This window comes from Mesotoga sp. UBA6090, assembly GCF_002435945.1.
GTDB lineage: Bacteria > Thermotogota > Thermotogae > Petrotogales > Kosmotogaceae > Mesotoga.
Genome location: NZ_DIXC01000084.1, coordinates 1 through 25,525, shown reverse-complemented (window position 1 = coordinate 25,525; position 25,525 = coordinate 1). Strand labels below are relative to the sequence as shown.

Here is a 25,525-nt window from a genome sequence, read left to right as displayed (position 1 = left end):
TAAGCCTAACTCTCTCCAGAATGGGAAAAATATCTGTGGGCCCAGAACAGGAGAAGTGAAGAGATTTCGGTCTTGAGTCTCATAATTGAATTTTCATAGTTGAACTCGTTGATTCTTTTGAGGAAGTTCGAGAAGCCTCTGATCTTCGAAAGTGAGTAAGATTTCTCCCCCACTCTCAGGCAGTTTCTGTCCAGAGTGACTCTTCCGGAGAACTCTGATTTATTGTCGGTTCCAGTTTGAAGTTCCGTTATTACTCCCTCTCCGGCATCTATTTTACCCCTCTTTGCTATGTAATCAGAGAGCAATTCTCTTTGAACCTCGAGGATATCGGTGACAGTTCTTCCGGAAACATAACCGAAATCGTCAACCGTATAGGTAAGACCGCATTTTTCGCATTCCGCCGAGTCTCCCTTTGCTTTGACTGACTGGAATGAATGGCACTCTTCGCAAAACCAGATGATTTTCTCGATTCCTTCGGCCTTTCTCTTGCCTTTGAAGGGAATTCTCTTTTTCTCCTGCCACTGCCAGTCGGAGGCCTCGGAGAGATAGCCGAGCGCTCCCTTGCCCTCAAAACTCTGAAATTCAACCTCGATCCTTCCCCATCTGTGATGATCGGCCCACCTTGGTTTAGTGAGATAGGCACCGCTCATTCTGGCGGCGACGATCGGTACATTCAGCCTATCCAGGAATTTCGCTGTGCCTGGCGGTACTTCGTCGAACTCCCCATCCCAGGTCACAGATCCCTCAGGCATCAGGCCCAGGACTCCGCCGGTGTTGGCTACTTCGATCATTTTCCTCATGGCTGGAAGATCGGGGACGCCCTTTCTCTTTCGAATAGCGCCTCCCGCTCTTAGTATGGGCCCCGAGAGAGGATTACTGAAGTTCCCTGCCGCGACGGCCCAGACTATCGGATAACTTACAAGCGCTTCGATCAAAACGGCGTCGATAAAGTATGCATGATTGCCGATTAGGATGAAGGGTGGCTCCGGCAATCTCTGGAGGCCGATTCCATGTAGATTGTATCTCTTTATGAAGGGATGTCTAAAAATCGGCCACAGGATTCGCCAGAGAAGCTTGTCGCCTGGAAGTCTTTTCGTCATCTAAATCAGAAGCTTTCTTGCCTGCCCGAGCGATTGTGGTCGTGCCCGTACATCGGCCACGATCCGGAAGGGAAAGAGTGGGTCGACAGTGAACCCAGTCTGCTTCTGCCTCCTATGTCGTTCAAGGTGACTGCATAATACAGAGCGCCCTCTTGGCTCATGACAGGAGAGCCGAGGCTGTCGCTTCCTATGTGATCGGATCTCTCCAGTGTTCCATCTGCGATGTTTAGCTGGAACAATCTGGCCTCTCCGTTCTTGAGCGCGTAGAAGCGATTGCTTTGCTGGCCGCCCGTTGCCATCGTTCCGAAATAGATCGTTCCGTCTCGTCCGACTGCGGGCTTTGACCAGATCTCTCTTCCAGTATCGAAGCTCCAAAGCTCTTGTCCGTCGGAGGAGAGACAGTATAGCGCCCCGTCGTAAGCTCCATAGAGCACATTGCCGCTTTGATCGAATGAAGGACTGCCCGTGATTGCCGAAGCACCTTCCATTTCATTTCCGCCAAATGACCATTTGAGATCACCCTCCGGAGAGATTTTCAGGAGCCTGCCCTTTGTCGTCCCGATGTAGAGATTGCCGTCACTGTCGACAGAAGGAGCACAGCTAAACCATTCACCTTCTCCCGGTTCAAACGAGAATATTGTCTTACCCGAATCTGAGCCGGAAGCAAAAGAGTAGATTCTGTCAGATGTACTGACGAAGACTTCTCCGTTCTTCCTGATAACGGGAGTACTGAACTGAAATGAGCCTTCTGTTCCGGAAAAGATGCAGCCTGACAAGAAGACGACAAGAACAATGCAAATCGCAGCTATTTTCAAAACAACACCTCGTAATCTAGAGATCTAGCGAACTCCCTATTGAAATAATAACCTATTACCTCCGAGGAAAAGAAGAATCAAACTGACCGGCCGGAACAGTGAGTGTTATGTCGTCCGTCGCTCTTCGACAGGGGTCGTCAGCGCTTGCGTCCTTGTGAATCGTCCGCAAAAGCTGACGACTTGGTCATCCAAAGGTCCAATCCCTCTTCTTATGTTAGGCATTTTGGGATACAATGAGACTTGTGGACAGAGTATTCATTGTAATCTATTTCATATTGACTTTCACTCTGATTGTCCTTTCGAAAAGACGGAGAGTGCTGATTGCCTTCACGGCAGGTATGCTGCTGGTGGTGCTCAAAGTCTCTGAGACAATGAGAATAGAGACAATATCTGAGTTTGTTGACTTCAACGCCATATTCCTTCTCATAGGAATGATGGTGATAGTCGGCGTGCTCAAATCTACTGGATTCTTTCAATATGTGGCAGTCCGTACTCTCAGGGCAACGAAGGGAAACATCCTTCTGCTGTCGGCGCTTTTTTCGGCGATAATTGCTCTCTTCTCTATGGTTCTGGACAATGTCACTACTATGATAATGTTCATGCCGATAATCTTCTTCGTTGCCGATACTGCGGGATTCAATCCCTTTGGGTTCACGGCGGTGATGATTCTGGCTTCAAACATCGGCGGTTGTATGACTCTAGTAGGCGATCCTCCAAACATCATTATTGGTAACGCCTCCAAGATTCCTTTCATGACTTTCAGCGGTCTGGTGCTGGCTCCGCTACTATTGACTTATGTTATCCTGATGTTGATCTCCAGATTCAAGATTCTGAAGAGTCTCTCTTCACTATCTGGAAAGAAGGAGGAGATTCAAGGGTTAAGGCTCGATGGAGTCATAACCAATAGGAAATTGATGTATGTCTGCCTCGGAACACTGGTGGTTGTGGTCACTGGATTCATCATGCACAGTATCGTTGACATAGAAATGTCGCTGTTCGCAGTGCTGGGAGCTTCATTTTTGCTTCTCTATACGGGAAAGGATTTCGAATCGGTTGCTACCGAAGTGGACTGGAACGCGATTCTCTTCTTCATTGGACTCTTCTCGCTTGCACACTCTCTTGAAAGCACCGGAATAACGGGAGAGCTTTCCGCACTGGCTTTGAGTCTTTCGAGCAACCCGGCAGTTCTCTCTATGCTGATTCTCTGGGTAAGCGGAATGATAGCGATGGTTACTGGAGCCATTCCGGTCGTTACGATCTTCATCCCTATCGTGGCCCAGCTATCTGTTCACTACCCTCTTCAGTACGATCTCTGGATTGCTCTTGCTCTGGGGGCAAACCTGGGGGGAAACGGAACTGTGACCGGTCATCTTGCGAATGTCATGTGTTTTGAGATGGTAAACAAGGAGTATGGAAACAGTCACAGTTTCCTCGACTTCATGAAGATCGGGTTCCCTTCGGCAATTATTTCACTCGGTATTTCAAACCTTTATCTTGTTTTGAGACTCGTGCTCTTCGGCTAGCAGGAACTTTCAGATAACCATGATCGATTTTATCAGTATGTTTGTCAACCAGACAACCGTTGTGACGAAGATCAGCGAAAGAGAGGTCTTCACTACTCCTTGCCTGTAGAAATCATTCGCGATCAGACCGGGAACGACGGTTCCAATTACAGTTGAGAATAGTTCTACCGGGAGGTTCGGCATAAGAAAGGTGTCGAGGGAAAGCTTGACCACGACTCCGAGGAGAATGCCTATTGCGAGTCTCTTTCTTCCGTAGAGAATCAGATACCTCTGGAGAAGGTTCAGAATCAGGAACGTGACCAGACCGACACCCCATGTATACAACAGTCTCAAAGGTTGTTCAATGAAAATGAACAGATAGACCGGCGTTACAAGCCCTCCGGCCGACAACCCCGTCACCCACCAGAATACTGTACTTATGACGATTCCAATTGAGAACAAGGCAGGACTCATCGAATCTCCTCCAAACCGCTAAGCCACTGAACAAGGCCGCGAATATTTCCGAATCCGAAAACGAGCTCATGCCCTTGAAGAAGCGAATAGAGCCGGCTCGGGTCTTTCAGCTTTTCCACGTTCTCCCTCTTCAGTATCCTTTGAGGAACAGGCCCTCTGACTATTATCCTGTCGAAGTCTCTAATCATCGCTTCGAAGACGAGAGCTCTGTCCGGCCTGTCGTCTCTGGAGTTGAAGAATCCGACGAGCGGTCTCTCGGGAAAGTCCTCTCTCGCTTTTTTCAGAAGTAGAGAAGTGGAACGAATGTCATTGGCCGCGAACGCATTTGCCAGGACAGTGTCCTTGATCCCGTCGCCGAGATGCAGATACCTGAATGTTCCCACATCAGGCAGCGCCTCTCTCATTCCCTCAAGTGCTTTTTTCCTGTCCAGATCAAGTAGTTCTACAACCTTCAGTGCGATAGAAAGGTTTTCCTCATTTGGCTCGAATCTGAATCTGGCCGTGTCTTCTTTTTTCGGGCTGACAGTCACCAATCTAGTATTTATCCTAGAACAGTGGTTTTTGACTGATTCCATTGCCTCGGACGAAACGTTTCCAAGGACGCAAATCCCGCCTGGAGTAATAGATAGAGAAAGCACTTTGGCAGTCTCTATTTCATCGGCTCCAATCTCCTCGATATGGTCCGGGTATGAGTTCGTGATGACTGTAATGTCTGCTTCGACAATTCTCATGCTTGAAAGCTGCATCTCGGGCTTAATAGCCATGCATTCCACAACCAGTGCATTGCAACCGTCCCTCTCCGACTTCTTCAAGGCGAGGAACTGCTCCTGTATGTTTGCAGGACCGTGACGAACCACTTCGACATGGTTCCCGTCGGGGGTTATCCATAGAGGAACAGTCCCCGTCGTCTTTCCCAGTACCCTGAAGCCGTTTGCTTTGAGGGCCGCGTGAATCAGTCTTACCGTCTCGCTCTTACCTCTGGTTCCGTTCACTTGAACAGCTATTTTCAATCTTTCCCTTCTCTTTCTCGAGAGAATGTTCTCAATCACGAGAAAGAATAGAAGGATCGCCAATGCGGCCAGAGCCAGCAGCAAGTTTGTCATTTCCTAATCATCCTTCCCGCGACAACGCAGAGGATCATAAGGAATAGAAAGGTCAAGGTTAGAGGCAACGAGTAACTATCGACAAAATATACTCCGCTGGTTCCCGGTTCCGGAAGCGGAACAGGGTCGATCGGAATCCCATTCTCCATCGCAAGGTCTCTAATGTTCAGCAGGTGAATCACGGGCACACCGAGCTCCGCGAACTCGAAAATCAGTCCCCTTTCATCGCCCTCAGGGATCGAAGAGAACGAAGTCAAAACACCGTTATCCAGGCTGAGAGCCAGCAGGCTGTTGCCGAAGTTTGTGCTTGCTCCTCCGACATTGACGAAGACAGAAGGCAGTCCGGCCGACTTCTGGAGATAAAGCTCAAGTCTCTTTTCGATGCTTGCTTGAAGAGACTCTTCATATATGAAGATCTTTCCGCTGGATAAAGCAATCTCCGTCATCAGTTCACGAGCTTTCGAGAAAAACATCCCGCTTGCCGTATCGTAATTACCTCCAAGAGAGACTGCGATCAGGCTGTCTTTAAGCAGCCCTACCTCAACAAGTCTTTCCAGCATCGTAATGAAGGTAAATTCCGGGTGTGTTGCGCCGTGCTCTGAAGCGCCAATCGAGTAGATCACAAGGGGTTCAAGTTCCAACACTTCACAGGCGCAGAGAGTGGCGAGAAGAAGCGATGGGAAAGAGCCGCTCGCTCCTATAGCTACGGTATCACCTTTCTTGAGATCGAGTTCTTTAAAGTACTTCACCAGGAGAGCAGCAAAGTCTGGATTGGTAGATGTTCTCTTCGCCTCCAGATTTCCTAGAGTAGTTGTCAGCTCCGTGAATTCCGGTCCAATGAGCCCGGTCAGATTAGGGTCGACGGAGGGATCGATTTCTATGCCAAGCGATTCCCGGAAACTCGAAAGTTCAGCTATGGAAGACGCCATGAGCCGAGCCGCGGAGAGCTGGGCAGAGAAGTGAGGAGACTCGATCCTCTCCATTGAAAGACTGACGATGAAAAAGGCCGCTACTCCGACAACGACGCCGAGCAATAACCATTTGAGAGAAATGTGAACTCGATTGAAAGGGACACTGCCCACTGTATGAAAGTGTTTCAAAATAACTCCTCTAATCCATTAACTAACCGTTAGAACCCTGATTATCGCCAAAACTACTCCTGTTATTCCTTCACCTCCAAGAAGTCCAGATGATACTATCATGCCGGTCTCCTTCGATTTTGGATTGATCTTGCCGACAATGAAGCTGATAACGCCTCCAACGAATGCGGCGGTAGATATCTCCATAGGGAGGTACATGCCAATTCCAAGCGTCATCCCCGGCAGTTTCATCAGATAGATCAAGATCCCAATCACCAAGCCGAAGAAAAAGGCCGGGGTATTTGGAAGGCCACCGACCATGGTGGAAACGGCGTATGCTTGTGGCGCGGGGAGCTCCGTTCCCGGGCCCATTGCACCATAGGCTCTGAACATAATAAAGAGAACTATTACCGAGACAACTGCGCCAATGACTCCGCCAACGGTCTCGGCAACGATCTGAGCCCTTGGGTTGGTCTTCAAAAGGTAACCGGATTTGAAATCGTTGAGTACATCGCCCGCGAGGCCGCAAGCAACTGCCACTACTCCCGCTACCAAGAACGCTTCGATTGTACCGAGGCTGGCGACTGACTTCACGGCAATAAGAATGATGATGCCGAATATCTCCATTGGATTGATGCCCGATTGCCCGGTTATCGAAGCGGCCATGGCCGTCGTCAGCCATACGCCGACTATAGTTAGGAGAGAAGAGACGAGAGTCATTTCCGTCAAAGTTGTGAGAAAGAGAGCAACGGCCGCAAAAACCAAAGGTATCCAGCGAAGCGTCTTTATTCGCGATCCCTTCCCGCTGCTCTTGACGGGAAGGTAGATCTCTCTTGCACGCGGCAAGATTCCCTTGAGCAGAATTCCAACACCTGTGCCGACCATCAGCCCGATCCCGAGACTATCTTTGAAGGCCGTCGCAGAGCCGACATCCGCGAACCATCCGGCCGCAACTCCGACGGGGATCAAGAAGAAGTAGCTTAGAACAGCTCCAAGGAACCACACTCCTGTGAAGAGCGGTCCGATTATGTAACCTATGCCAACGGCCATAGGGGAGATCCACATTCCAAAGAAGATGTTTCTAGAATACAGTCGGACCGAAGACCACGCTGAGGGAATCCATCCCAGCCCGTCCCTTACAGCGACAAATACTGCAGCGGCTCCCATGGTGGAAAAGAGATACTTGGCCTTCTTCCCTCCTTTGTCACCTGCAATGACTGTCTCGTAGGAAGCCAAACCCATGGGAAAGGGCAGCTTCTCCTTTTCAATGAAATAACGTCTAATCAGTGCTGTGAAAATGACTCCCAGAATAGTGCCTGCCAATGTGACGACCAGGAGTGACAGGAAACTTACCTCTGAGGAAGCCTCAAGAATCCAGATGCCCGGTACTGTAAAGGCCAGACCGCCAGCCACCATTGCTCCTGAAGACATAGCAGTGTGCGTAACGTTTATCTCGTTCAGGTTAGTTCTGCCCAAGGCCTTGAGTATTGCCAGGGACATTACTGCAACAAAGATGGTCGGCCAGGGAAGAGCACCCATTCTCAGGGCGACGTACATTGAGCTGGTAGTGATGATTATCGACCCGAGTGCCCCTATGACCAGGCTCCTGACCGTCAACTGCTTTGAATTACCCTTTTCCAGCAACACTTCGGTACTTTTCACGCTCTATCCCTCCTTTGAACCGACATAAGAGAAAGCCCGGGCAGGCTCTTTAATACACCACGAATCTCTGCGCGATTTACTTCAAAGAGAAAACCGCGGTCACTGTTCAAAACTATCGATCGGATCGATTCCTATCGAGTTGAGCCACTCGACGGCAATCCTTCTCAAATTCTCGCTTTCGAATTTAAACCATGCGTCCTTGTATTCTCTGTGATGTTCGAGAAACGCGCGAAATTTAGAAAATGCACCTCTTCCGGAAATCCCGTAATAGACTTCATCCCTGATGCTCTCTTCTACTCTTGTGTAAATGAACTCTTCGATCAGTGCGAATTTTTCTCTTGGAGTAATCCACGGTAAGTCCTCGAATCTTTCCGATTCATCGCCGCAAAACAAGTCATAATAAGTGTACAAATCTTCGATTTTCATCCATTCGTACCTCAAAAGGTCTTCAGTGATCTCTTCTCTTTCAACCTCGCAGTTTATCAATTCATCCGGGAAACAATCTTCTTCATAGAAGATGATCTCCCCTGTCTCTGTATCGAGATACGATATCACGTCGCGCTCTCTGCGGTCAATCTCCATCAAATTGACTAACATATCGATGTCGATCGGCAGTCTCTTCATTGTTCCCACCCTTATCGGCAAACTTGTAATCCCGGTCAAGTTGCTTTGCCCAGTACCAGTTTACAACATCCTGGCCCGGACGATGAAGGCGCGATGGTTCAACTCTGGAAATCTCTTAAAGACAATGTAAAGCGGAGCTACTTACGCAATCCTTTCGCCAGTTTTCCTCCGGTGAACTGAAGAAGCTGGCTGATCGCCACAAGAACGATCACAGCGTAGAGAACTACGTCCCACTGGAATCGGTAGTAACCATAGTTGATCGCCAGCTGGCCAAGACCTCCGGCCCCGACCGCTCCCGCTATGGCGGTGTAAGTTACGAGATTGATCAAAAGTACGGTTATATTGCCGATCTGATCGGGCAATGTTTCCGGTATCAGAACCTTTGTGACCATCTGCCACTTGTTCAGTCCCATAGAGTTTGACGAATCGATTATTCCCGAAGGAACGGCGTTGAATGAATTCTCCGAAAGCCTCGCCATGAAAGGCATAGCTGCAATAGTAAGATTGAAGATTGCGGCATTCGGCCCAATTATCGTCCCCATCACGTTTTTCGTAACGGGAATCAGAAGCAACACGAGAATAATGAAAGGTATTGATCTGAAGATATTTACCAACAGGTCAAGCAGCGCATAGAGGGTTTTCAGCCTTCGCGATCTTGAACAGAGGTAAAGACCTACACCAAGCGGAATGCCGAAAAGAGTTGACAGGAAACCGGATAGAAGAAGCATGTATAGAGTTTCGAGGGTCGCCTTGAATATTTGTGAGAACATCAGCGGACCTCCTCGAGGAAGAAGACGGAGTCTCTAAGTTTCTCTATGAACAGATCCTGTTTATGCCCATCAATTGCGATGATCATTGTTCCGAAAGGCCCGTTCTTCAGCTCTTCGATCTTCCCGTACAGAATGTTGATCATTATATCGAACTCCCTTGCTATCTCCCATAAAACGGGCTCGTGGGTACGTTCCCCCCAGAAGAGTACTCTCAAGAGCCGCTTATGCCCTGAAAGAACGCTTCTTTCCAGCTCAAGAGGGCGTCCAAAGTCACTCACTTCATTGTTCTCGATCTTGACGAAGAATTCGTGCGTAGGTCCGAAGAAGTGCAGCTTCCCATTCTGCAAATATGCGACTCTGTCACAGGTTCTCTTAATGACATCCATATCGTGGGTGACTACCGCGAAGGTGACTCGCCGTCTTTCGTTGAGATTCACTACGAGATCGAGAAGTCTGCCTGTAGTCCTCGGGTCGAGAGCGGAAGTGGGTTCGTCGAGAAGAATCAGCTTTGGATCCATTACCAGAGCGCGGGCGATCGCAGCTCTCTGCTGTTCGCCTCCGGAGAGCTGCGAAGGGTAAGCGCTCAACCTGTGTTCCAGACCGAGCTCCGAAACGATACTCATAACTCTTTCCCTGATCTCGCCCCTGCTGATTCCCTGAATCCTCAGAGGGAAAGCGATGTTCTGGTAGACGGTTCTGTAACGAAACAGGTTGTAGCTCTGGAAAACCACTCCTATCTTCTTTCTAATGCTCCTCACTTTGCTTTCGTTAAGCCCGACTATGTTTTGGCCGTCGAACATGATCGATCCGCTATCCACCGGCTGGAGAAGGTTAAGGGTACGGAGTAGAGAGGTTTTCCCTGCTCCCGACAACCCTACGATTCCGACGATCTCGCCCTCTTCGATGGAGAAGCTGACATCATCGAGGATCTTTCTCCTTCCCGATTTGTCTTCGAAAGAAAGGTTAAGTCTGTCAACGCTCAGTATCAAAGCATCAAACCTCAGAAAACGGGCACTACCGCACCATCGTACTTTTCATTTATGAAGTCTCTTACCTTCTCCGACGTCAACACACGGATGAGAGCTTCGAGCCATGCTTCGTCTTTGTCAACCTCTCTAATTGTGATTATGTTTGCGTACGGAGATTCCGCACCTTCTATGAACTCCGCATCCTTGACTGCATTAAGGTTGATGGTAAGCGCGTAATTGGTGTTTATGACGGCTCCGGCAACGGTCTTGTCGTCTGTGTATACCCTTGGAATGAATCCGGCCTCGATTTCCACAAAGGTTAACTGTCTGGGGTTCTCTTTGATGTCTAGAACTGTGGATTCCAGCTTCGAAGGGTCCTTGAGCTGAATAAGCCCGTTGTTGTGAAGCAGAATGAGCGCCCTGCCCTCGTTCGTCGGATCGTTCGGAACGGCTATCTTCTCACCCGGGGAAAGCTCCTCAATAGGTTTCTTAAGGAAAAAACCCATCGGTTCAACGTGTATTGCCTTTGCCGAAACCAACCCTTTTATTCCTCTTTGAGAAGTGAAGGACTCTAGATAAGGAACGTGCTGGAAATAATTCGCATCCAGTTCCCCTGTGGAAAGGGCGATGTTCGGAAGAACATAGTCGTTGAATACAACGATTTCCAGTTCGTAGCCCAGCTCGGCTAGGTCGGCCTTGATTACCTCCAGAATCTCGGCGTGGGGGACTGGAGTGGCTCCAATTCTGATCTTCGTGGTACCAAACGCAAATACGACTCCCAGTAGAACGATCAACACAAGAAACTTCTTCATACAAATCCCTCCTGATATAAAAAAAGGGCGTCTCCTTTGAGACGCCCTGCTTCTATTTTCTCAGGTACAGCTAAGCACCCGAAGAAACAAGGGCGTTGCCGTACATCATCATAGCTATTCTGTTTTTCTCTTTAAAAGTCTCTTCAGTCATAAGAAAACCTCGCGTTCGTTTAGCTCATTATAGCTCAACGACTCTTTCCAAAACAAGTCGATATTGTAAATAAAAGCTCATAACAGTTCCAGAGTCAGTTAGATTCGTTGTAACCGGAAATCTTTATGAACAGCTTGCCATCATCTCTTTCCTTGTAGCAGGCTTTAACAAGCCTGCAACTGGTTGTCTTCGGATCTTTGCAGATAAGGAAAGTGAAGGAGAGATCCTTAGCTTTTCCCTTAAGGAGTTCCATACTCAAAGCAGAAAGAAGCCTATCTAGCCGCTTCTCTTCCTTTTGTCCATACATCCTGGAATTCTCGTCTGTCTTGACCGTTTCGTTCCATAAGTTCTCCGTAATAATTACCGGCAGCTTAATTCCAACCCTCTTCGCAAAAGGCGTAACATCAATCATGCCCCCGTCTATTACCTGAATCTTCGGGGAGCCGAGAGATGTTTCTCCGATGCTCATTGATAGCACCTCCATAGTAAGTGTTACTATTACCATAACATCTTAGAAAGACGGTTGCAAAGGCTATCAAGAGACTCCCCGGTTGTCTGGAGCTCATTAGACCGGTATTTCTGACAAAGCCTCTGAAAAGCGTTACAATTCGAATCTTAATCGCCGATTATTTTTATCAGAACTCGCTTTCTTCTCATACCGTCCAGTTCATAGTAGAAGATCTGCTCCCATGGTCCGAAGTCGAGCCTCCCATTTGTTATGGCAACAACAACCTCTCTTCCCATAATCGTTCTCTTGAGGTGAGCATCGGCATTGTCCTCGAATCCGTTGTGTTCATACTGCGAGTAAGGTTTCTCGGGCGCAAGCCTTTCCAGCCACTTTTCGAAGTCATTATGAAGCCCGGATTCGTTGTCGTTGATGAAAACACTTGCAGTTATGTGCATGGCGTTCACGAGTAGAAGTCCTTCTTGGATCCCGCTTTCTCCGAGCGCTCTTTCAACATCTGGAGTGATGTTGATTATCTCTCGCCTGGTTGCGGTGTTGAAAAAGAGTTCTCTCCTGTATGATTTCAAGTCCTTCACCTCCTTCTCGATTAAAACACGTAGGGAATTAGCCGCCACGTCTTCTTGCAGTATTCTTTATAAGCATCTCCAAAGACCTGTTTGAGATCTTTTTCCTCCACTGCAATTCTGTACAGGATGCCCGTCGTCGGGAGTATGAAAGCAAGGATCGAACTCAACGGGTAATCGAAGACGAGAGCAAGACCAAGAAACCCTGTTATCTCGGCGGCATAAGCAGGATGACGGATTACTTTGAACAGTCCGTCGGTCCTGAGCTCTTCACCGGGAAGCGCTCCTACATCGATCGCGAACGAAGGACCGAGCTGGCGGACTACCAGGAAACGGACAATGACGGCGAATACCATCAGTGCGACACCGACATATCTATGCGGAAGAAAGGGAACCATAAATGCTTCGTTAGAATTTCCATCGACAGCCACCGCTCCAAACATGCCCGATAGAACGAAGGCAAGCATTATGTACTTGGATCTCTTCTCCTGAAGGCGCACGCTGATTCTTCTGTTATGAAAGAAGAAAAGATGAATGTCGAATCCGACCCAGAAAATGAGAACGATGAAGAAAATCAGTTGACCAAACAAAACGAAACTTCCGGGAGAAAGTAGATGCAATCAATTCTATCATCAGGCCAGTGTGAAGAAGATCTCACATCAAAGCCCTTGCTGGATGTCTTCGACTGTATCTGTTGGCAAATGTATGGGGTGAGGCTGATGTAGTAGAATTGTAATACAGGTGGTGATGAGATGATTTTCGGGAAAGGTGAGAGACTACTATTCTTTCGCTTCGAGGATGGAGAGGATTTTATTGATGCATTTGTTCAAGCCCTTTCGGAAAATGGGCTTGATTCGCTCGTGGTTATTAGTGGAATCGGTATGTTGAGAGACTTCAAGATCGGCTGGTTCAACATGGCTACAAAGCAATATGAGACGGAGTATATCTCAGCGCCACATGAACTTCTTCATGTTTCGGGAAACGTATCGCTCAAAGGCAGCTCTCCATTTCCACATCTTCATGTAGCGCTTTCAGGACCTTCAAGAAGCGCAGTTGGAGGCCACCTGTTCGGAGGAACAGTGTGCAATACGACGGAGCTCTTTGCCGTCAGGACCGGCGACCTGAAACTCATCAGAGATGCTTCCGGCGCCGCAACGCCTCTGGAATTCAGAAAGTGAGTCTATCGAATTGAGATTCCTTCACTGCTCCGATATTCACCTGGGGAGAAGACCTATCGGCTCCCCGAACAGCCCGTATTCGTCTGCAAGGTATGAAGACTATTTTTCAGCCTTTGACTATGTAGTTGAGTGGGCAGTACAGAACAAGCCGGAGGCCTTCTTCATAACTGGTGATCTCTTTGACAAGAGAGACATAAATCCCGATACACTTGCCAGAACACAGAGTATTCTCTCCAGATTGAAAGAAAACGGGATCAGGACATTGGCAATAGAGGGGAACCACGACAAGAGTTTCAGCGCAAACGAGTCCTGGCTGAGATTTCTCCATGAGACAGAGTATCTGGAGTTGCTCTGCCCGGTTCAGGGAGAAAAGGACATTGTCTTTCCGTACGTCAGTATCGAAGGATTCAAGGTGTTCGGACTTGGCTATCCCGGCTTCATGGCCGAGGAGATGATCCTCAGGGCTTCTTCTCTTCTTGAAGGTAAAGACAATATAATACTTATCCACACCGCGCCCGGGAACGACAACTTCATTCCCGGTCTTGTGTCACCCGAAGCGTTGAAGATTCTTAGGTCGAAGGTGATCTATGCCGGGGGCGGGCATCTGCATTCTCAACTCGCTTTTCCTGTAGAAGAGCCGTTCTTCTTCGTGCCCGGATCGCTCGAATACTGGGACGTCTGGGAGAGAGATAGAAAGGGGTTTTACGTATTCGATACCGAGACCGGAAGAGCCGATTTTCACGACTCTCGCAGGAGGGAAAGACAGGAATTCTCCGTTTTTCCCGGCGAAGGCGACGACCTTGACGAGTTTGTCGATGAACATGAGATTCATGGAGGAGCCATAGTACTGGTAACGGTAACAGGAAGCGGAGAGTTCTACGTAGATCCCGTGCGTTTGGAGAGAGAGATAGAGTCTTCCGGAGCCCTTAAGGCCTTTGTTAGAGTCCGGAGAACGGATAGAGAAATCACCCTCGACGACTACAGGCTGATGAGCGCGAGGGATATCGAACGAGAAGTCATACTCGGCTCCAGGGAGTGGAAGGAACTCGGAGCAAAAGGCGAGGACCTTGTGGGCGCAATAGAAAAGATGAAGCAGTCTCAGGAAGACGGAAGGTATGACCTGTTCAAAGAATCTGTAGATGCCCTTCTTGAAGCCATAGTTGGTGGTGGCTCTTGAGGATTACTTCGATAGATCTCGAGAACTTCCGCAGTCACTCCAGATATTCCGAAACCTTCGAGAAGGGAATAAACCTCATCCTGGGAAGAAACGGCTCGGGGAAATCATCGATCATCGAAGCTATCGGACTGGCCCTCTTCGGAGGAGGACTGCGCGACAAACAGGAAGACGCAATCAAGTGGAACGAGAGAAGGTCGAGAATAACCGTGACTTTTCTGGCCGACGACGGTCTGGAGTACAGGGTCGAGAAAGTCTTCGGAACCGGTTCAAGTCACGAGCTGCATCAGGGGGACCTTCTCATTGCCCGCGGGAAGGAAAACGTGATAGAGAAGATCAGAATCATCTGCGGTCTTCAGGGAGACATCTCGAAGACATTCGAGAACGTGATAGTAGCTTTTCAGAACAGGATCGCCGATCAATTCCTCGGCAGTCCTGCTGCGAGAAGGGACTATTTCAACAGGGTCTTCCAGGTCGACCTTTACAGGAAGATTTCAACGGATTTCATGCGCAGTTATCTCACCGACCTGAGGAATGAGAACGAAGCTATCGAGAGAGAGATAGCCTTCATGGAGCAGCAAATGGAGAGAAAGGCAGAAGTTGAAGAGAGGGTGAAGACTCTCTCGGAGGATCTTTCGAGGGCAAAAGAGGAACTTAAGTCTCTGGAAGATGCCCTCAAAAAAGTCAAAGCAGAGAGACTGCGCCTCGAGGAAATTGGAAGAGAGCTCTCTTCGAAGAGAGGACAGTTTGAGCAGCAACTGAAGTCATTGAGGGACGAAGCTGGCTCGCTGAAAGGCAACCTTAGGCAAAGAGAAAGGGCGGTCGAGGCCAAAGAAATCGTTGACAAAAGCAGGGAAGGCCACGATCTCTATGAGAGACTGCTGGAGAAAGAAAATGCCCTAAGCGCCGAAAAAAGGAGGCTGGAAGGCCTTGGCGAGCGTTCGGCAGCTATTGAGAAGAGAATCGCTGAACTACAGACAGAAGTTGCCCGCTTTAGCGGAGCGCTCTCGAATTCGGAGGAAAGACTGGAAGAGAGCGAGAAGCAATTCGAAGAACTGAAAAAGGAACGAGAAGAGCTAAGAAGGAAGATGGAAGAGGCGGAACGCGAGGGAGGCAAGAAGCGAGAAGCCTACAACCTGTGTCTTTCGAGGAAAGAGGCGTTTAGGGTGATCCTCGAAGAATACAGGAAGCCCGAGCGGCGGCTGGCTGCTCTTGAAGATCTCTTAAAGAGCCTTGGAGAAACGGAGGGTTCTGAGGGACTTAATGAAAGGCTGGCGAAAATCGACGAAAGTATAGAAAGAGCGAAGCAGGAGGTCCTTCTCTTGGAACAGCTGAACGAGGCCAGTGTCAGCAAGGCTTCCCGGAGAAAGGCGCTTGAAGAATACAGAGGCTCACTCGCCGTTGGTATCTGTCCGCTCCTGGATGAGAAATGCAAGAACATCGAAAATAGAAGAGATTATGAAGGATACATCGAAGGCCTTATAAACCGGCTTTCTTCGGGTGAAAGAGAGCTATCGAAAAAGATTGCAGAGGTTAAGGAAAGCCCGGCGAGGCTTGGCAAACTGGCGGAGGAGAGGGCTCTTATCCTCAACACAATAGAAGAGACCGATAAGAAACTGAAGGAAAAGTCTAATCTAGAAAAAGAGAAGCTTGACCTTACGGAGAGAGTAAAGAGCTTCCTTCTTCAGCTTTCGGCGATTTCCGGAGAGTCAGGAGAGATAGACGAGATGAGCGAGAGCGTAGAGGAAGATATTAGAAATGCCTCCACCGAGCTCGAGCTTCAAAAGAAACACATTTCCACGCTCAAGAATCAGATTGAAGAAAGGGATTCGCGTCTGGAAGAAATCAAGAGCAAGATCAAATCTCTCAACGAACTGAAGAAAAAGACGGAGGAAGCAATCACTTCCCGGTCGAGCGAAACCGATGCTCAGAAAAGCATTGTTAAGGAATTTGCGGAGGAACTTGGAAAGCTTCCCGGATTGAGAGCGGATATCGAAGAGATTCGCAGAGCGATGGTTCTTAATAAAAGCGATTATGAAAGATTCAACAAGTATGTGAATCTTGCTGGCTATCTCGAGGAGTACTCAAGTCTCTGCCGCGCCTCGCTCGAAAGATGCAGAAAGAAGGCGGCCGGAGTGACGGGCCTCAGAGAGGAGATTCTTGCTCTTGAGAAGAGCTTCGATTATGGCCGTCTCGAAGAGCTGAAGGCAGACGAGACAAAGGCCGAAGAAGGTTATGCTCTCAAACGAGACGAAACAATATCCACCGGCAGGGATATAGTTTCTCTACGGGCAGAGCTGAAGAACTTCGCAGAGATGGAAGAAAAGAAGAAGCTCAAGAAGAGAGCCGGCGAAAAGACTTCCAGGAAAATCAAACTCGGAGAGATGATCAGAGACAATCTCAATCTCACCGGGGAGAGAATAACCGCCGGATTTCGGGATGCGATAGAACGAAAGGCGACCCTGGACTATCAGCGAATATCCGGCACCGAAGAGTCAATAAGATGGAACGAAGATTACGAAGTCTCTGTCAAAGCATCCGAATACGGCGACGGTAGCGTCAGAAGTTTCGCGAATCTCTCTGGTGGGGAGCAGGTATTGGTCTCTCTTTGTTTGAGAGCTGCAATGACGGGGGTTCTGAGCGGAGCGAGGTTTGCCGTCTTCGACGAGCCGACATCGAATCTCGACAAGGAGAGAAAAGAATTGCTTGCCCATTCTCTCAGAGAGCTCTTCGGTGAGCTCGATCAGTCAATAATAGTTACTCACGATGACGTCTTCTCTGAAATGGCGCAGAAGGTAATAAGACTGAACGGCAGGGATGAAGGCGAATCTCTTTGAATCGGAGGTGCAGTGCTTGAAAACAGTACTCAAGAACATAGACTATCTTGTGACAATGAATGAAAAGAGAGAGGAGTTGAAAGACGCTTATGTCACCGTCGAAGATGGAATAATCGTCGATGTCGGCAGGGAAACTCCTCCTCCGGGTGGCGTGGAGATCGACCTCGCCGGACGGATCATCACTCCCGGCTTTGTCAACACTCATCATCATTTTTATCAGTCGCTCTTCCGCAGCGTGAAGGAAGTCGCCTCCGCCAAGCTGTTCGACTGGCTGGTCTTCCTGTACGAGAGGTGGAAGAACCTGGACAACGAAGCGATATATGTCAGCAGCAAAGTCGCTATCTACGAAATGATATCATCCGGCGTGACAACGACAACCGACATGCTCTACCTTCACCCAACGGGAAGGAAAGAGTTCATCGACAGCGAAATAGAAGCGGCCCGCAGTACCGGGGTGAGATTTCACCCCACCAGGGGCTCGATGTCTCTCTCCAGAAAAGACGGAGGCTTACCCCCCGACACTGTTGTTCAGAGCGAGAAAGAGATAATCGAGGACTCCGTAAGACTAATAGAGAAGTATCACGATAGAGAGAAACACTCGATGCTGCGGATAGCTCTGGCGCCCTGTTCTCCCTTCTCGGTGACTGAAGAGTCGATGGTCAGGACGGCCGAACTCGCCGGGCAGTACGACGTGCTTCTTCACACACATCTCGCCGAAACGAGGGACGAAGACGATTTCTGTATCGAGAAAAAGGGATTGAGACCGGTCGATTTCATGGAAAAGGTCGGCTGGCTTAACGAGCGAAGCTGGTTCGCCCATCTCGTATGGTTAAGCGACGAAGACATAAAGAAACTTGCCGAGCATGACTGCGGCATGGCTCACTGCCCTTCCTCAAACATGAGACTTGGATCGGGAATCGCCCGTGTGAAAGAGATGAAGGAAGCTGGAATGAGAATCAGCCTTGCCGTTGACGGAAGCTCATCGAACGATACAGGAAACATGCTTCTTGAGATACGAAATGCCCTGATGCTTCAGAGAGTTCTCAAAGGAGCCGATGCCCTTTCGCCGAGGGATGTTCTGGAATTTGCGACGCTGGGTGGAGCGAAGGTCTTGAGAATGGACGACTACATCGGTTCGATCGAGCCGGGAAAGTCTGCCGACTTGGCCGCTTTCAGACTGGACACTCTCTCGATGGCCGGTGGGCTATCCGATCCGGTGGCTTCTCTCGTTCTCTGCGACCCTCACAAGAGCGACCTGGTTATGATTGACGGAAAGATCCGCGTCCAGAACGGCAGGATTATTGACGTAGAACTACCCGAACTAATAAAAAAACAGAACGAAATATCCCTCAAGTTGGTAAGCAGCTGACCGGACCCAGACCAATCTCGTCGCATGTCATGACTGGCCCAAGAGTGAGAGAGACTGTGCGTCCGGCTAAAGTGCGAAGTTGGCCGCGAGTTTCAAGCTGTCTGACACTGTCTAAGTTAAGTAATTTGCGATAGAGTATTCCGTCAAGGAGAACTCCTGCATGCTTGATTCTTTCCTGTCAGGATTGTTCTGTAATTAAGTTGATTATAGGGCAGGCCTGGAGGTGAAAATGTCTACGATGTTTTTCTTGCACCATGGACAGAGTCAACCGAATGGTGAGAACCGTTCTGCGAATGGAAATGATGGTTATCTGACAGATCAGCGGAGGAGACAGGCGGAAAAGGCATCTGCATTTCTGCTTTCCAAAGCGATCCGGAAGGTTTCCACTTCACCGATTCACAGAGCCGTTCAGACGGCAGAGATTGTCTGCTCAAAATGGGGGCTCACGCCAATTGTGATAGATGAAATCAGAGAATTCTCCGTAGGCATCTTCGAAGGAAAGAAAATTGCCGGACAAGCCAGGGAGTTGTACGTCGATTTGAAAAAGAGGTGGGCTGCTAGGGAAATGGACACAAGAATCTCGGAAGGCGAAAGCCACCGCGAGATAATCGACAGGCTTTGGAAAGGTATTGAATATGCACTCGAAGAGGATTCTGGAGATCCGGTTTTAATGGTTAGCCATGGCGGTCCCCTCTGGCTCTTCTATATATGTGTGATAATCTGGATATCACCACCTTTTACGAGCAAGAAGGAGTCTTCATAAGAAATTGCTGGTCACCTCTGTGAAAGCTCGAAAGGGGAATTCAAGAATCTCTCTCAGCCTTCTAGAATGGGCGGACGACTCTTATCTTGATGTTGCCAAAGGAGTTACTCGATTTCTGAATTCAAATGGAAGGGTCTTCAGATGAATGATGAAGTTGAAGAATCACTTCTGCCGGAATTCCTGCCTTCGATACTTAACGTACGTATTCCGGGCGGCTTTTTGTCTGGCGATTGATAAACCGAACATATGTTAGTTCCATGTGCCGGCAAATTTGGCGAAGTCATACACTCTAAGAATGCACACGATAGAAAAGTAGTTATGGAAAGCCAAACAGGGGACAGTACTTTGCTGTCTCTTTCCTGTTCTTCACGTTATTCGAGACTGGGCGAGAAGAAGACTATTTGCCCTGTTGTGATGTTTCACCAGTCATCCGGTAATTATTGCGTCGGAAGGTTCCCAAATGGCCCAACACAATCAAAAATGAGTCTTGCATACTGAGGGAAGGAAGGTCATCTCATCCTTCCTGCCGTTAGGGTGTGTGAGTAGTGCGGTTCCAAGTTGCAGAAGAGATCGTTGTCCGTCACAGGTCCACCGTCCTCGGGAAAGGCCTTTACGCTTAAGAGCGGGGAACTCGCTGATCGCTGTGAAGAACAGTTCCATGTTGTCTGTTCCAAGTTCCAAGTAATGAGAGTGGCAGTGCCTCTGAGTACCCGCTATTCGGTGTTCGCTGAACGCTGACTTCAAGAATCCGTATACGTTCGGCAGCCATGCTCGAACCCATTCATCTCCTCAATCCTGATCCAAACCCCGCGGGATACTTGCTGTTTCGTTCCGTCCGTGTCTCTCCCTCCCTCTGCCTTTTCAGCTACCTGTGGTCAAGTATTGATTTCAACTCTTCGGTGGAGTTACCATCGAATTCGGCGGTAGAGCATAAAAGACACGGACTGTGTTCTTAGAAGCTTTCTTGCTGCGCATGATACAAGAAGAGTCACTTCAGTCGCTTTCAGATCTCCTCAAAAAATATTCTGGTGAGACTTGACAGGCATTATGATATACAAATATACTATTAGTATATATAGCTATATTATCTGCATATGTGAAGGAGTGATTTTAAAATGGGTATTTCCGAGAGCCTTGAAGATTATCTGAAGTCTGTATATCAAATACAGATTGAGAAGGACTTTGCACGCGTAAAAGATGTAGTTGAAATTCTTGGAGTCAAGACTTCTTCAGTGATTTCTGCACTTAAGAAGCTTAGTGAGAATGGACTTGTTGACTACGAGAAGTACAGGTATATTAGGCTGACCCAGGCCGGGCTAATGCAGGCCAGTCTATTGTTTGAGAAACACAATTCGCTTAAGACTTTCCTTGAAGAGGTTTTGTACATTGAGTCTCGCAAAGCAGGCGAGCTTGCACATGGTCTCGAGCATCATCTTAATCAGGAATTGCTGACGAAAATGGAAGCCGTTACGAGGTTTTTCGCCGAGGACCCCGAGCTCCTCAAAAAGTTGCAGACTTACGTTGACGATTATGAAAAGGAGTCACAAGTAACTCTCGACAGACAAGAAAGCGGAAAGGTCTACAGGGTCGAGGCCGTCAGGGGCGATCCCGAGTTGAAGAGACGTCTCTTGAGCATGGGAGTGCTTCCGGGAACAGAGATTTTCCTTGAGGCTATCGCTCCTCTGGGAGATCCCATCGAAATAAAGGTGCGGGGGTACAGACTAAGTCTTCGTAAGAAGGAGGCGAGGGCCGTTGTCGTCGAGAGTATCTGAGAGATTCTTTCTCAGCAACGTGCGACGAGGCCGCTGCAGAATAGTTGATCTTTCAAGATGCGAAACGCAGAGATCCAGACTGCGAAGCATTGGTCTTATCGAAAACGCTGTTGTTGAAGTTATGAGGGGCTCGGCCGAGGGGATGTTGATTCTTCTAATAGGGGAGTCTCGGATGGGTCTGAGCAACTCTCTTGCAAGCAGAATAGTAGTGGAACCAGTGGACGAAAGAGTCTGCTTTGTAGATGGAGGGGAGGGGAACAATGCCGTCAAAGGGCGCTTTGGTAGAAGAAAACGTTATAGATATCGCACTGGCTGGTAATCCCAATGTGGGAAAAACAGCGGTGTTCAATGCTCTGACAGGGATGCACCAAAAGATAGGAAATTGGCCCGGAGTTACGATAGAGAAGAAGGAAGGGGTATTTTCCTTCGGCGGAATTAAGGCAAGAGTAGTCGATTTACCGGGAATATACGGCTTGAATGCCTTTTCGATAGATGAAAGAATCTCCCGTGATTATCTGGTTTCCAGCAAGCTCGATCTGGTTTTGTCGATAATCGACAGCACGAACCTACAGAGAAACCTTTATCTCACTCTTGAACTAATCGAAATGGGTATGAACGTTATTGTGGTTCTGAATATGCAGGACGAGCTGGAGGCTCACGATATCTCAATTGATACGAAAGGCATGGCCAGAGAACTCGGAGTACCGGTCGTTATGATTTCGGCATTGAAAAGCACCGGCATTAAGGACCTTAAGGACAAGATTGTCGAGTATAGGGGAAAGATTACGTCTAGAACAGATAGAAAGTTTCACGACCAGAGAATAGAAGAGGCGATTAGGAAGATAGAGTCCCTGGTATCGCATTCCGATATTTGCAATGAGCTAGACCCCAGATGGTTATCCATAAAACTCATTGAAAGGGACCCCGAGTACAGAATGGTACTTGAAAGAGCTTCAAGTGGTATAAAAAGCGCAGTCGATCAAATCGTTTCAGACCTCGAAAAATCTATCGGAGATGCTTCTGTAGCAATTGCCCAGGAAAGGTACAGATCGATTCAGGAGATCGACACGAACTTTGTGAAAAAAAACACCGATCGGATTGATTTCACAGATAGACTTGACAAAGTACTCACCAATAGATGGCTTGGAATCCCGATATTCTTCTTTCTGATGTGGCTGACCTTTCAGGTAACCTTTACGGTCGGAAACTTCTTTCTTGAACAGATAGAGATCGGCTTCGAATGGCTATCTGAATCTGCAACTTCTCTGCTTGCGGGAAACGTGCCGGAAATAGTGGTCTCTCTTGTTTCGGATGGAATTATCGGGGGTGTGGGAAGCGTCATGGTATTCGTTCCTAACATCTTCTTCTTGTTCCTCATGATCGGGGTTCTCGAATCGTCAGGGTACATGTCCAGGGCTGCATTTGTCATGGACAGGTTGATGCACAAGATCGGGCTTCACGGCAAGTCTTTCATACCTATGATAATCGGATTCGGATGCACCGTTCCTGCAATTATGGCGACGAGGACCCTTGAATCGAGAAAGGACCGGCTGATCACTATGCTTGTTTCGCCTTTCATGTCATGCAGCGCGAGATTGCCGATCTATCTTACCTTCACCAGTATATTCTTCTCAAAACACCAGAGTACCGTTGTGTTCAGTATCTATGTGATCGGTATCGTAGCTGCCATTGGAACGGCGAGGTTATTCAAGAGTACGATCCTTAAGGGGGAAAGCTCGCCGTTTTTGCTTGAACTTCCGCCGTACAGACCGCCAATGGTTAAAGAGACTCTTAGATTTGCGGGAAGCAAGAGCCTTATGTTTCTCAAGAGGGCCGGCACTATTATCTTTATTGTTGTCCTGGTGATCTGGGCTCTGGCAACCTTCCCGGCTGGAGTGGAGTATGGCTCCAGAGAAAGCTATGTAGGCGTTATTGGTTCAACTATCGCTCCACTCATGAAGCCGATGGGAATTGATCACTGGGAGAGCGGGGTTGCAGTTGTGATGGGAGGTCTCGCAAAGGAAGTCGTGGTCGGGACTTATCAGACGCTGGTAGGAGAAGGTAACCTCGAACTGACCTTGAGTGAGTATTTCACACCACTCTCGGCGTATGCCTTCATGCTTTTCACATTGCTATACATGCCATGCGTAGCGGTATTTGGCGCAATCTGGAGGGAAGCTGGAGTCAAATGGGCCCTCTTCACGGCTATCTATACAACTGTATTTGCATTCATTGTTGCTTCTCTCGTATTTCAAATTGGCAGTTTGTTTCTTGGCTGAGCGCGTTAGGGACATTCGCCGGTTAATGATAGCTAGTCTTGTACGCAACAAATCTCAAATTACGAGAGTTACTCTTCTGGAGACCCAACCGCGTGTTTTCGGTGTAAGTGAAGGAGATTGCGAACCGTGTGATCAAAAAAAAATTCTCGATCGTTGGAACTGAATTTCCCTTTTCTCGACTTGCAGGTGAAATCGTTTTCGTGAAAGTTGTTGAGCGAATTCGTATTTGCAGCACGGACCAGTGAGACTATTCGATTACGTTTCCTGCTTAACGAATACCGCCTTTCAGGCGCGATAACAGGCACTCTGCTGCAATCGCTCTTCGCAGGCATTAATTGGATCGTTGGACAGATCAGAAGTGCATGGTTCAAGTCCTCTGGGCAGTGTCGATGCAATTCCGGTCAAGCGCTGGCATAACATTGCAATGGTTATTGATAGCTACCGAAGTTGGAGGAGAATGCTGAATGAGTCCAAGAAAAAGGCAGACCGGTTACGTTCTTTTCACTGCATTGATTGTTATTTTAGTTCTGTCGGTTCTGACAACGACGGTTCTCACTCTCGTTCTCAACGATACGATGCAACTCAACAGAACAGAGGCAAGACTTGAGGCACATTACAGAGCTTTGTCAGCTGTGGAAGTAGCGAGGGCGATTCTCGAGAAGGACACTACCAAGAATCTAAGGGGAATCTTCGGGGGAAGAATCTCCGACTCAGAAGGCACCGTCTTCGAATTCTTACAACCCTTCGATGTGGGAGAATATTGGGAAGAAGATACACAAGTTGTACGAGATGCAGTTATTGGGGCGATACAAAGTGGGCAGACCGAAATAGCCTTCGAGATATTATCTTAATGATGATGATTCCGAAGTCAAGATAGTCTCATATGGCAATAGAAATTCCGTACGGAGAGTATTGTTCTAAATCTTGCTTTTTCCGGTGGGGGCTATGAATTCCCGATTTTCGATATGGCTGTATTCTCTGACAGCTATATCGGTTTGGGAGGAAGCGCGAGAATTGAGGGAAGAGCAGGTACGAATTCCGTTACGCCGGGTACGGAAGATCTGTATGGGGGAGGCGTGATGGTCACGGACACGATTTACGTCGGAGTTGATGGCGACGTTCACGTGATCCCTCGCCAGATCCAGACGCACACTGGATAGCGGTTGAATATCCCGAGGCCGTAGTCACGAGAAATGGAATATCGCACAATACCTGGCTAAACTCGCATCCAATACAGAATTTAGACCAATACAGGGAGTGCGTCTTGCCAGAGTTCCCCGATGCCCCTCCTTCCATATCTTTTCCATCCTTTCCGGACTTCCCCGGGGGACTTCCTGATTTGGGAAATCTTTCAGTTAGTGGCAGTAAGAAGAGAACTGTTTCTGAGAGTGCCGAGTATGGAAGTATCAGTGTGGCGGGTAGCGCAGAACTGATTTTCGACTTGAGTGGAAGAGACCTCTCGATAAGGGCAAGCTCGCTAAAGATATCGGGCAGCGGAAAGATAAGCGTTATCGGTCCCGGCACACTGAATATGTATGTCGACGGAGATGTCTCTATTAGTGGAAATGGAATAACTTCGCAGAACTCAGGCAGATTCAACCTCTACGTTAATGGCAGTTTCAATTCTTCAGGGAACAACAATGTTGAGCTGGCAAACTTGTACACAAAGGGATTGACTGACCTCGGCAATAGTGGCCAGATGACTATTGAGAACCTTTATGTAGACTCTAATCAGGGATTCTCGACTTCGGGAAACGGGACGCTCAGAATATCCTCTGAGTTTCTAGTCAAGGCTTCGTCGGCTTCATTCTCGAGTGGGATTGTTGATTTTATGAATGGTTCCAGACAAGAATTCCAAATCGCAAATACTATGTCTTTGACTGGAAATGCAGTTGTGAATGGAATAAGCAACGGAGTAATAAATTGTGCATCCCTAAACGTTGGTCAGGGTCATATTAACCTTGCAGAAGAAGTGGACTTAGAAGTATATGCCAGCAATGAGTTCAAAATGACGGGAGGCGGCACTATAAATAATGGTGGTGACCTTATCATGTAAATAAGGAA

25 protein-coding genes are annotated in these 25,525 nt (G+C 48.3%); 12 read left to right on the top strand and 13 right to left on the bottom strand.

Features of this window, described 5'->3' with window-relative positions; genetic code table 11:
* Positions 1-5 precede the first annotated feature (5 nt).
* Positions 6-1,100: a lysophospholipid acyltransferase family protein gene (locus B3K42_RS12790; RefSeq protein ID WP_110991214.1), complete on the bottom strand. Its 1,095-nt coding sequence runs from the start codon at positions 1,098-1,100 to the stop codon at positions 6-8.
* A 5-nt stretch (positions 1,101-1,105) separates the two neighbouring features.
* On the bottom strand, positions 1,106-1,915 hold the full coding sequence (locus tag B3K42_RS12785; RefSeq protein WP_181419136.1) for a PQQ-binding-like beta-propeller repeat protein: 810 nt from the start codon (positions 1,913-1,915) through the stop codon (positions 1,106-1,108).
* A gap of 233 nt (positions 1,916-2,148) precedes the next feature.
* On the opposite strand from B3K42_RS12785, the gene B3K42_RS12780 reads away from it, so the two are divergent.
* Complete coding sequence (locus tag B3K42_RS12780) at positions 2,149-3,438, top strand: SLC13 family permease (protein WP_292599150.1); 1,290 nt, start codon at positions 2,149-2,151, stop codon at positions 3,436-3,438.
* Positions 3,439-3,447: 9 nt separating this feature from the next.
* Here the strand turns inward: B3K42_RS12780 and B3K42_RS12775 are convergent, their stop codons facing one another.
* The 11 genes from B3K42_RS12775 to B3K42_RS12725 form a co-directional block, all read right to left on the bottom strand.
* Positions 3,448-3,891, bottom strand: a complete 444-nt coding sequence (locus tag B3K42_RS12775) for a poly-gamma-glutamate biosynthesis protein PgsC/CapC (RefSeq protein WP_292599149.1) — start codon at positions 3,889-3,891, stop codon at positions 3,448-3,450.
* Entirely contained in the window at positions 3,888-4,994 is a 1,107-nt protein-coding gene (gene pgsB / locus B3K42_RS12770) for a poly-gamma-glutamate synthase PgsB (RefSeq protein ID WP_292599148.1), read from the bottom strand. The genes B3K42_RS12775 and pgsB overlap by 4 nt, the downstream gene beginning before the upstream one ends.
* Complete coding sequence (gene pgsW / locus B3K42_RS12765; RefSeq protein ID WP_110991216.1) at positions 4,991-6,094, bottom strand: poly-gamma-glutamate system protein; 1,104 nt, start codon at positions 6,092-6,094, stop codon at positions 4,991-4,993. Before pgsW ends, pgsB begins: the two co-directional genes overlap by 4 nt.
* A gap of 18 nt (positions 6,095-6,112) precedes the next feature.
* Positions 6,113-7,735 (bottom strand): OPT/YSL family transporter, encoded by a 1,623-nt coding sequence (locus tag B3K42_RS12760; protein ID WP_292599145.1) that lies wholly within the window; start codon positions 7,733-7,735, stop codon positions 6,113-6,115.
* Positions 7,736-7,834: 99 nt separating this feature from the next.
* Complete coding sequence (locus tag B3K42_RS12755; RefSeq protein ID WP_292599143.1) at positions 7,835-8,359, bottom strand: UPF0158 family protein; 525 nt, start codon at positions 8,357-8,359, stop codon at positions 7,835-7,837.
* 137 nt (positions 8,360-8,496) lie between these two features.
* Positions 8,497-9,129, bottom strand: a complete 633-nt coding sequence (locus tag B3K42_RS12750) for a methionine ABC transporter permease (protein WP_292599141.1) — start codon at positions 9,127-9,129, stop codon at positions 8,497-8,499.
* Positions 9,129-10,118: a methionine ABC transporter ATP-binding protein gene (locus B3K42_RS12745; RefSeq protein WP_292599139.1), complete on the bottom strand. Its 990-nt coding sequence runs from the start codon at positions 10,116-10,118 to the stop codon at positions 9,129-9,131. The genes B3K42_RS12750 and B3K42_RS12745 overlap by 1 nt, the downstream gene beginning before the upstream one ends.
* An 11-nt stretch (positions 10,119-10,129) precedes the next feature.
* Positions 10,130-10,909 (bottom strand): MetQ/NlpA family ABC transporter substrate-binding protein, encoded by a 780-nt coding sequence (locus B3K42_RS12740; protein WP_110991218.1) that lies wholly within the window; start codon positions 10,907-10,909, stop codon positions 10,130-10,132.
* 245 nt (positions 10,910-11,154) lie between these two features.
* The gene (locus B3K42_RS12735) at positions 11,155-11,529 is read right to left on the bottom strand and encodes a hypothetical protein (protein WP_292599136.1); all 375 of its coding nucleotides are present in this window, start codon (positions 11,527-11,529) and stop codon (positions 11,155-11,157) included.
* 146 nt (positions 11,530-11,675) lie between these two features.
* Positions 11,676-12,092 carry a secondary thiamine-phosphate synthase enzyme YjbQ gene (locus B3K42_RS12730; RefSeq protein WP_349680977.1) on the bottom strand — a complete coding sequence of 139 codons (417 nt, stop codon included), beginning with the start codon at positions 12,090-12,092 and terminating at the stop codon, positions 11,676-11,678.
* A 20-nt stretch (positions 12,093-12,112) separates the two neighbouring features.
* Positions 12,113-12,679: a methyltransferase family protein gene (locus B3K42_RS12725; protein WP_292599133.1), complete on the bottom strand. Its 567-nt coding sequence runs from the start codon at positions 12,677-12,679 to the stop codon at positions 12,113-12,115.
* A 162-nt stretch (positions 12,680-12,841) separates the two neighbouring features.
* Between B3K42_RS12725 and B3K42_RS12720 the strand changes: the two genes are divergently transcribed.
* From B3K42_RS12720 to B3K42_RS12670, 11 genes are all read left to right on the top strand, one after another.
* Positions 12,842-13,267, top strand: coding sequence for a PPC domain-containing DNA-binding protein (locus tag B3K42_RS12720; protein ID WP_292599131.1), 426 nt, complete (start codon positions 12,842-12,844; stop codon positions 13,265-13,267).
* 10 nt (positions 13,268-13,277) lie between these two features.
* Complete coding sequence (locus B3K42_RS12715; RefSeq protein ID WP_292599129.1) at positions 13,278-14,444, top strand: metallophosphoesterase family protein; 1,167 nt, start codon at positions 13,278-13,280, stop codon at positions 14,442-14,444.
* Positions 14,441-17,278, top strand: coding sequence for an AAA family ATPase (locus tag B3K42_RS12710; RefSeq protein WP_292599127.1), 2,838 nt, complete (start codon positions 14,441-14,443; stop codon positions 17,276-17,278). The genes B3K42_RS12715 and B3K42_RS12710 overlap by 4 nt, the downstream gene beginning before the upstream one ends.
* 16 nt (positions 17,279-17,294) lie before the next feature.
* Positions 17,295-18,647, top strand: coding sequence for an 8-oxoguanine deaminase (locus tag B3K42_RS12705; protein ID WP_110991220.1), 1,353 nt, complete (start codon positions 17,295-17,297; stop codon positions 18,645-18,647).
* A 229-nt stretch (positions 18,648-18,876) separates the two neighbouring features.
* A complete protein-coding gene (locus B3K42_RS12700; RefSeq protein WP_110991221.1) occupies positions 18,877-19,410 on the top strand; it encodes a histidine phosphatase family protein in 534 nt (177 codons plus the stop codon).
* A gap of 1,115 nt (positions 19,411-20,525) precedes the next feature.
* Positions 20,526-21,182 (top strand): DtxR family transcriptional regulator, encoded by a 657-nt coding sequence (locus B3K42_RS12695; RefSeq protein ID WP_110991222.1) that lies wholly within the window; start codon positions 20,526-20,528, stop codon positions 21,180-21,182.
* The gene (locus B3K42_RS12690) at positions 21,163-21,501 is read left to right on the top strand and encodes a FeoA family protein (RefSeq protein WP_110991223.1); all 339 of its coding nucleotides are present in this window, start codon (positions 21,163-21,165) and stop codon (positions 21,499-21,501) included. The genes B3K42_RS12695 and B3K42_RS12690 overlap by 20 nt, the downstream gene beginning before the upstream one ends.
* Entirely contained in the window at positions 21,443-23,461 is a 2,019-nt protein-coding gene (feoB, locus tag B3K42_RS12685) for a ferrous iron transport protein B (RefSeq protein WP_258367496.1), read from the top strand. The genes B3K42_RS12690 and feoB overlap by 59 nt, the downstream gene beginning before the upstream one ends.
* 464 nt (positions 23,462-23,925) lie before the next feature.
* The gene (locus B3K42_RS12680; protein WP_110991225.1) at positions 23,926-24,312 is read left to right on the top strand and encodes a hypothetical protein; all 387 of its coding nucleotides are present in this window, start codon (positions 23,926-23,928) and stop codon (positions 24,310-24,312) included.
* A gap of 114 nt (positions 24,313-24,426) precedes the next feature.
* Positions 24,427-24,621 (top strand): hypothetical protein, encoded by a 195-nt coding sequence (locus B3K42_RS12675; protein WP_110991226.1) that lies wholly within the window; start codon positions 24,427-24,429, stop codon positions 24,619-24,621.
* Positions 24,622-24,725: 104 nt separating this feature from the next.
* Positions 24,726-25,517: a hypothetical protein gene (locus B3K42_RS12670; RefSeq protein ID WP_110991227.1), complete on the top strand. Its 792-nt coding sequence runs from the start codon at positions 24,726-24,728 to the stop codon at positions 25,515-25,517.
* The last annotated feature ends 8 nt before the right edge of the window (positions 25,518-25,525 follow it).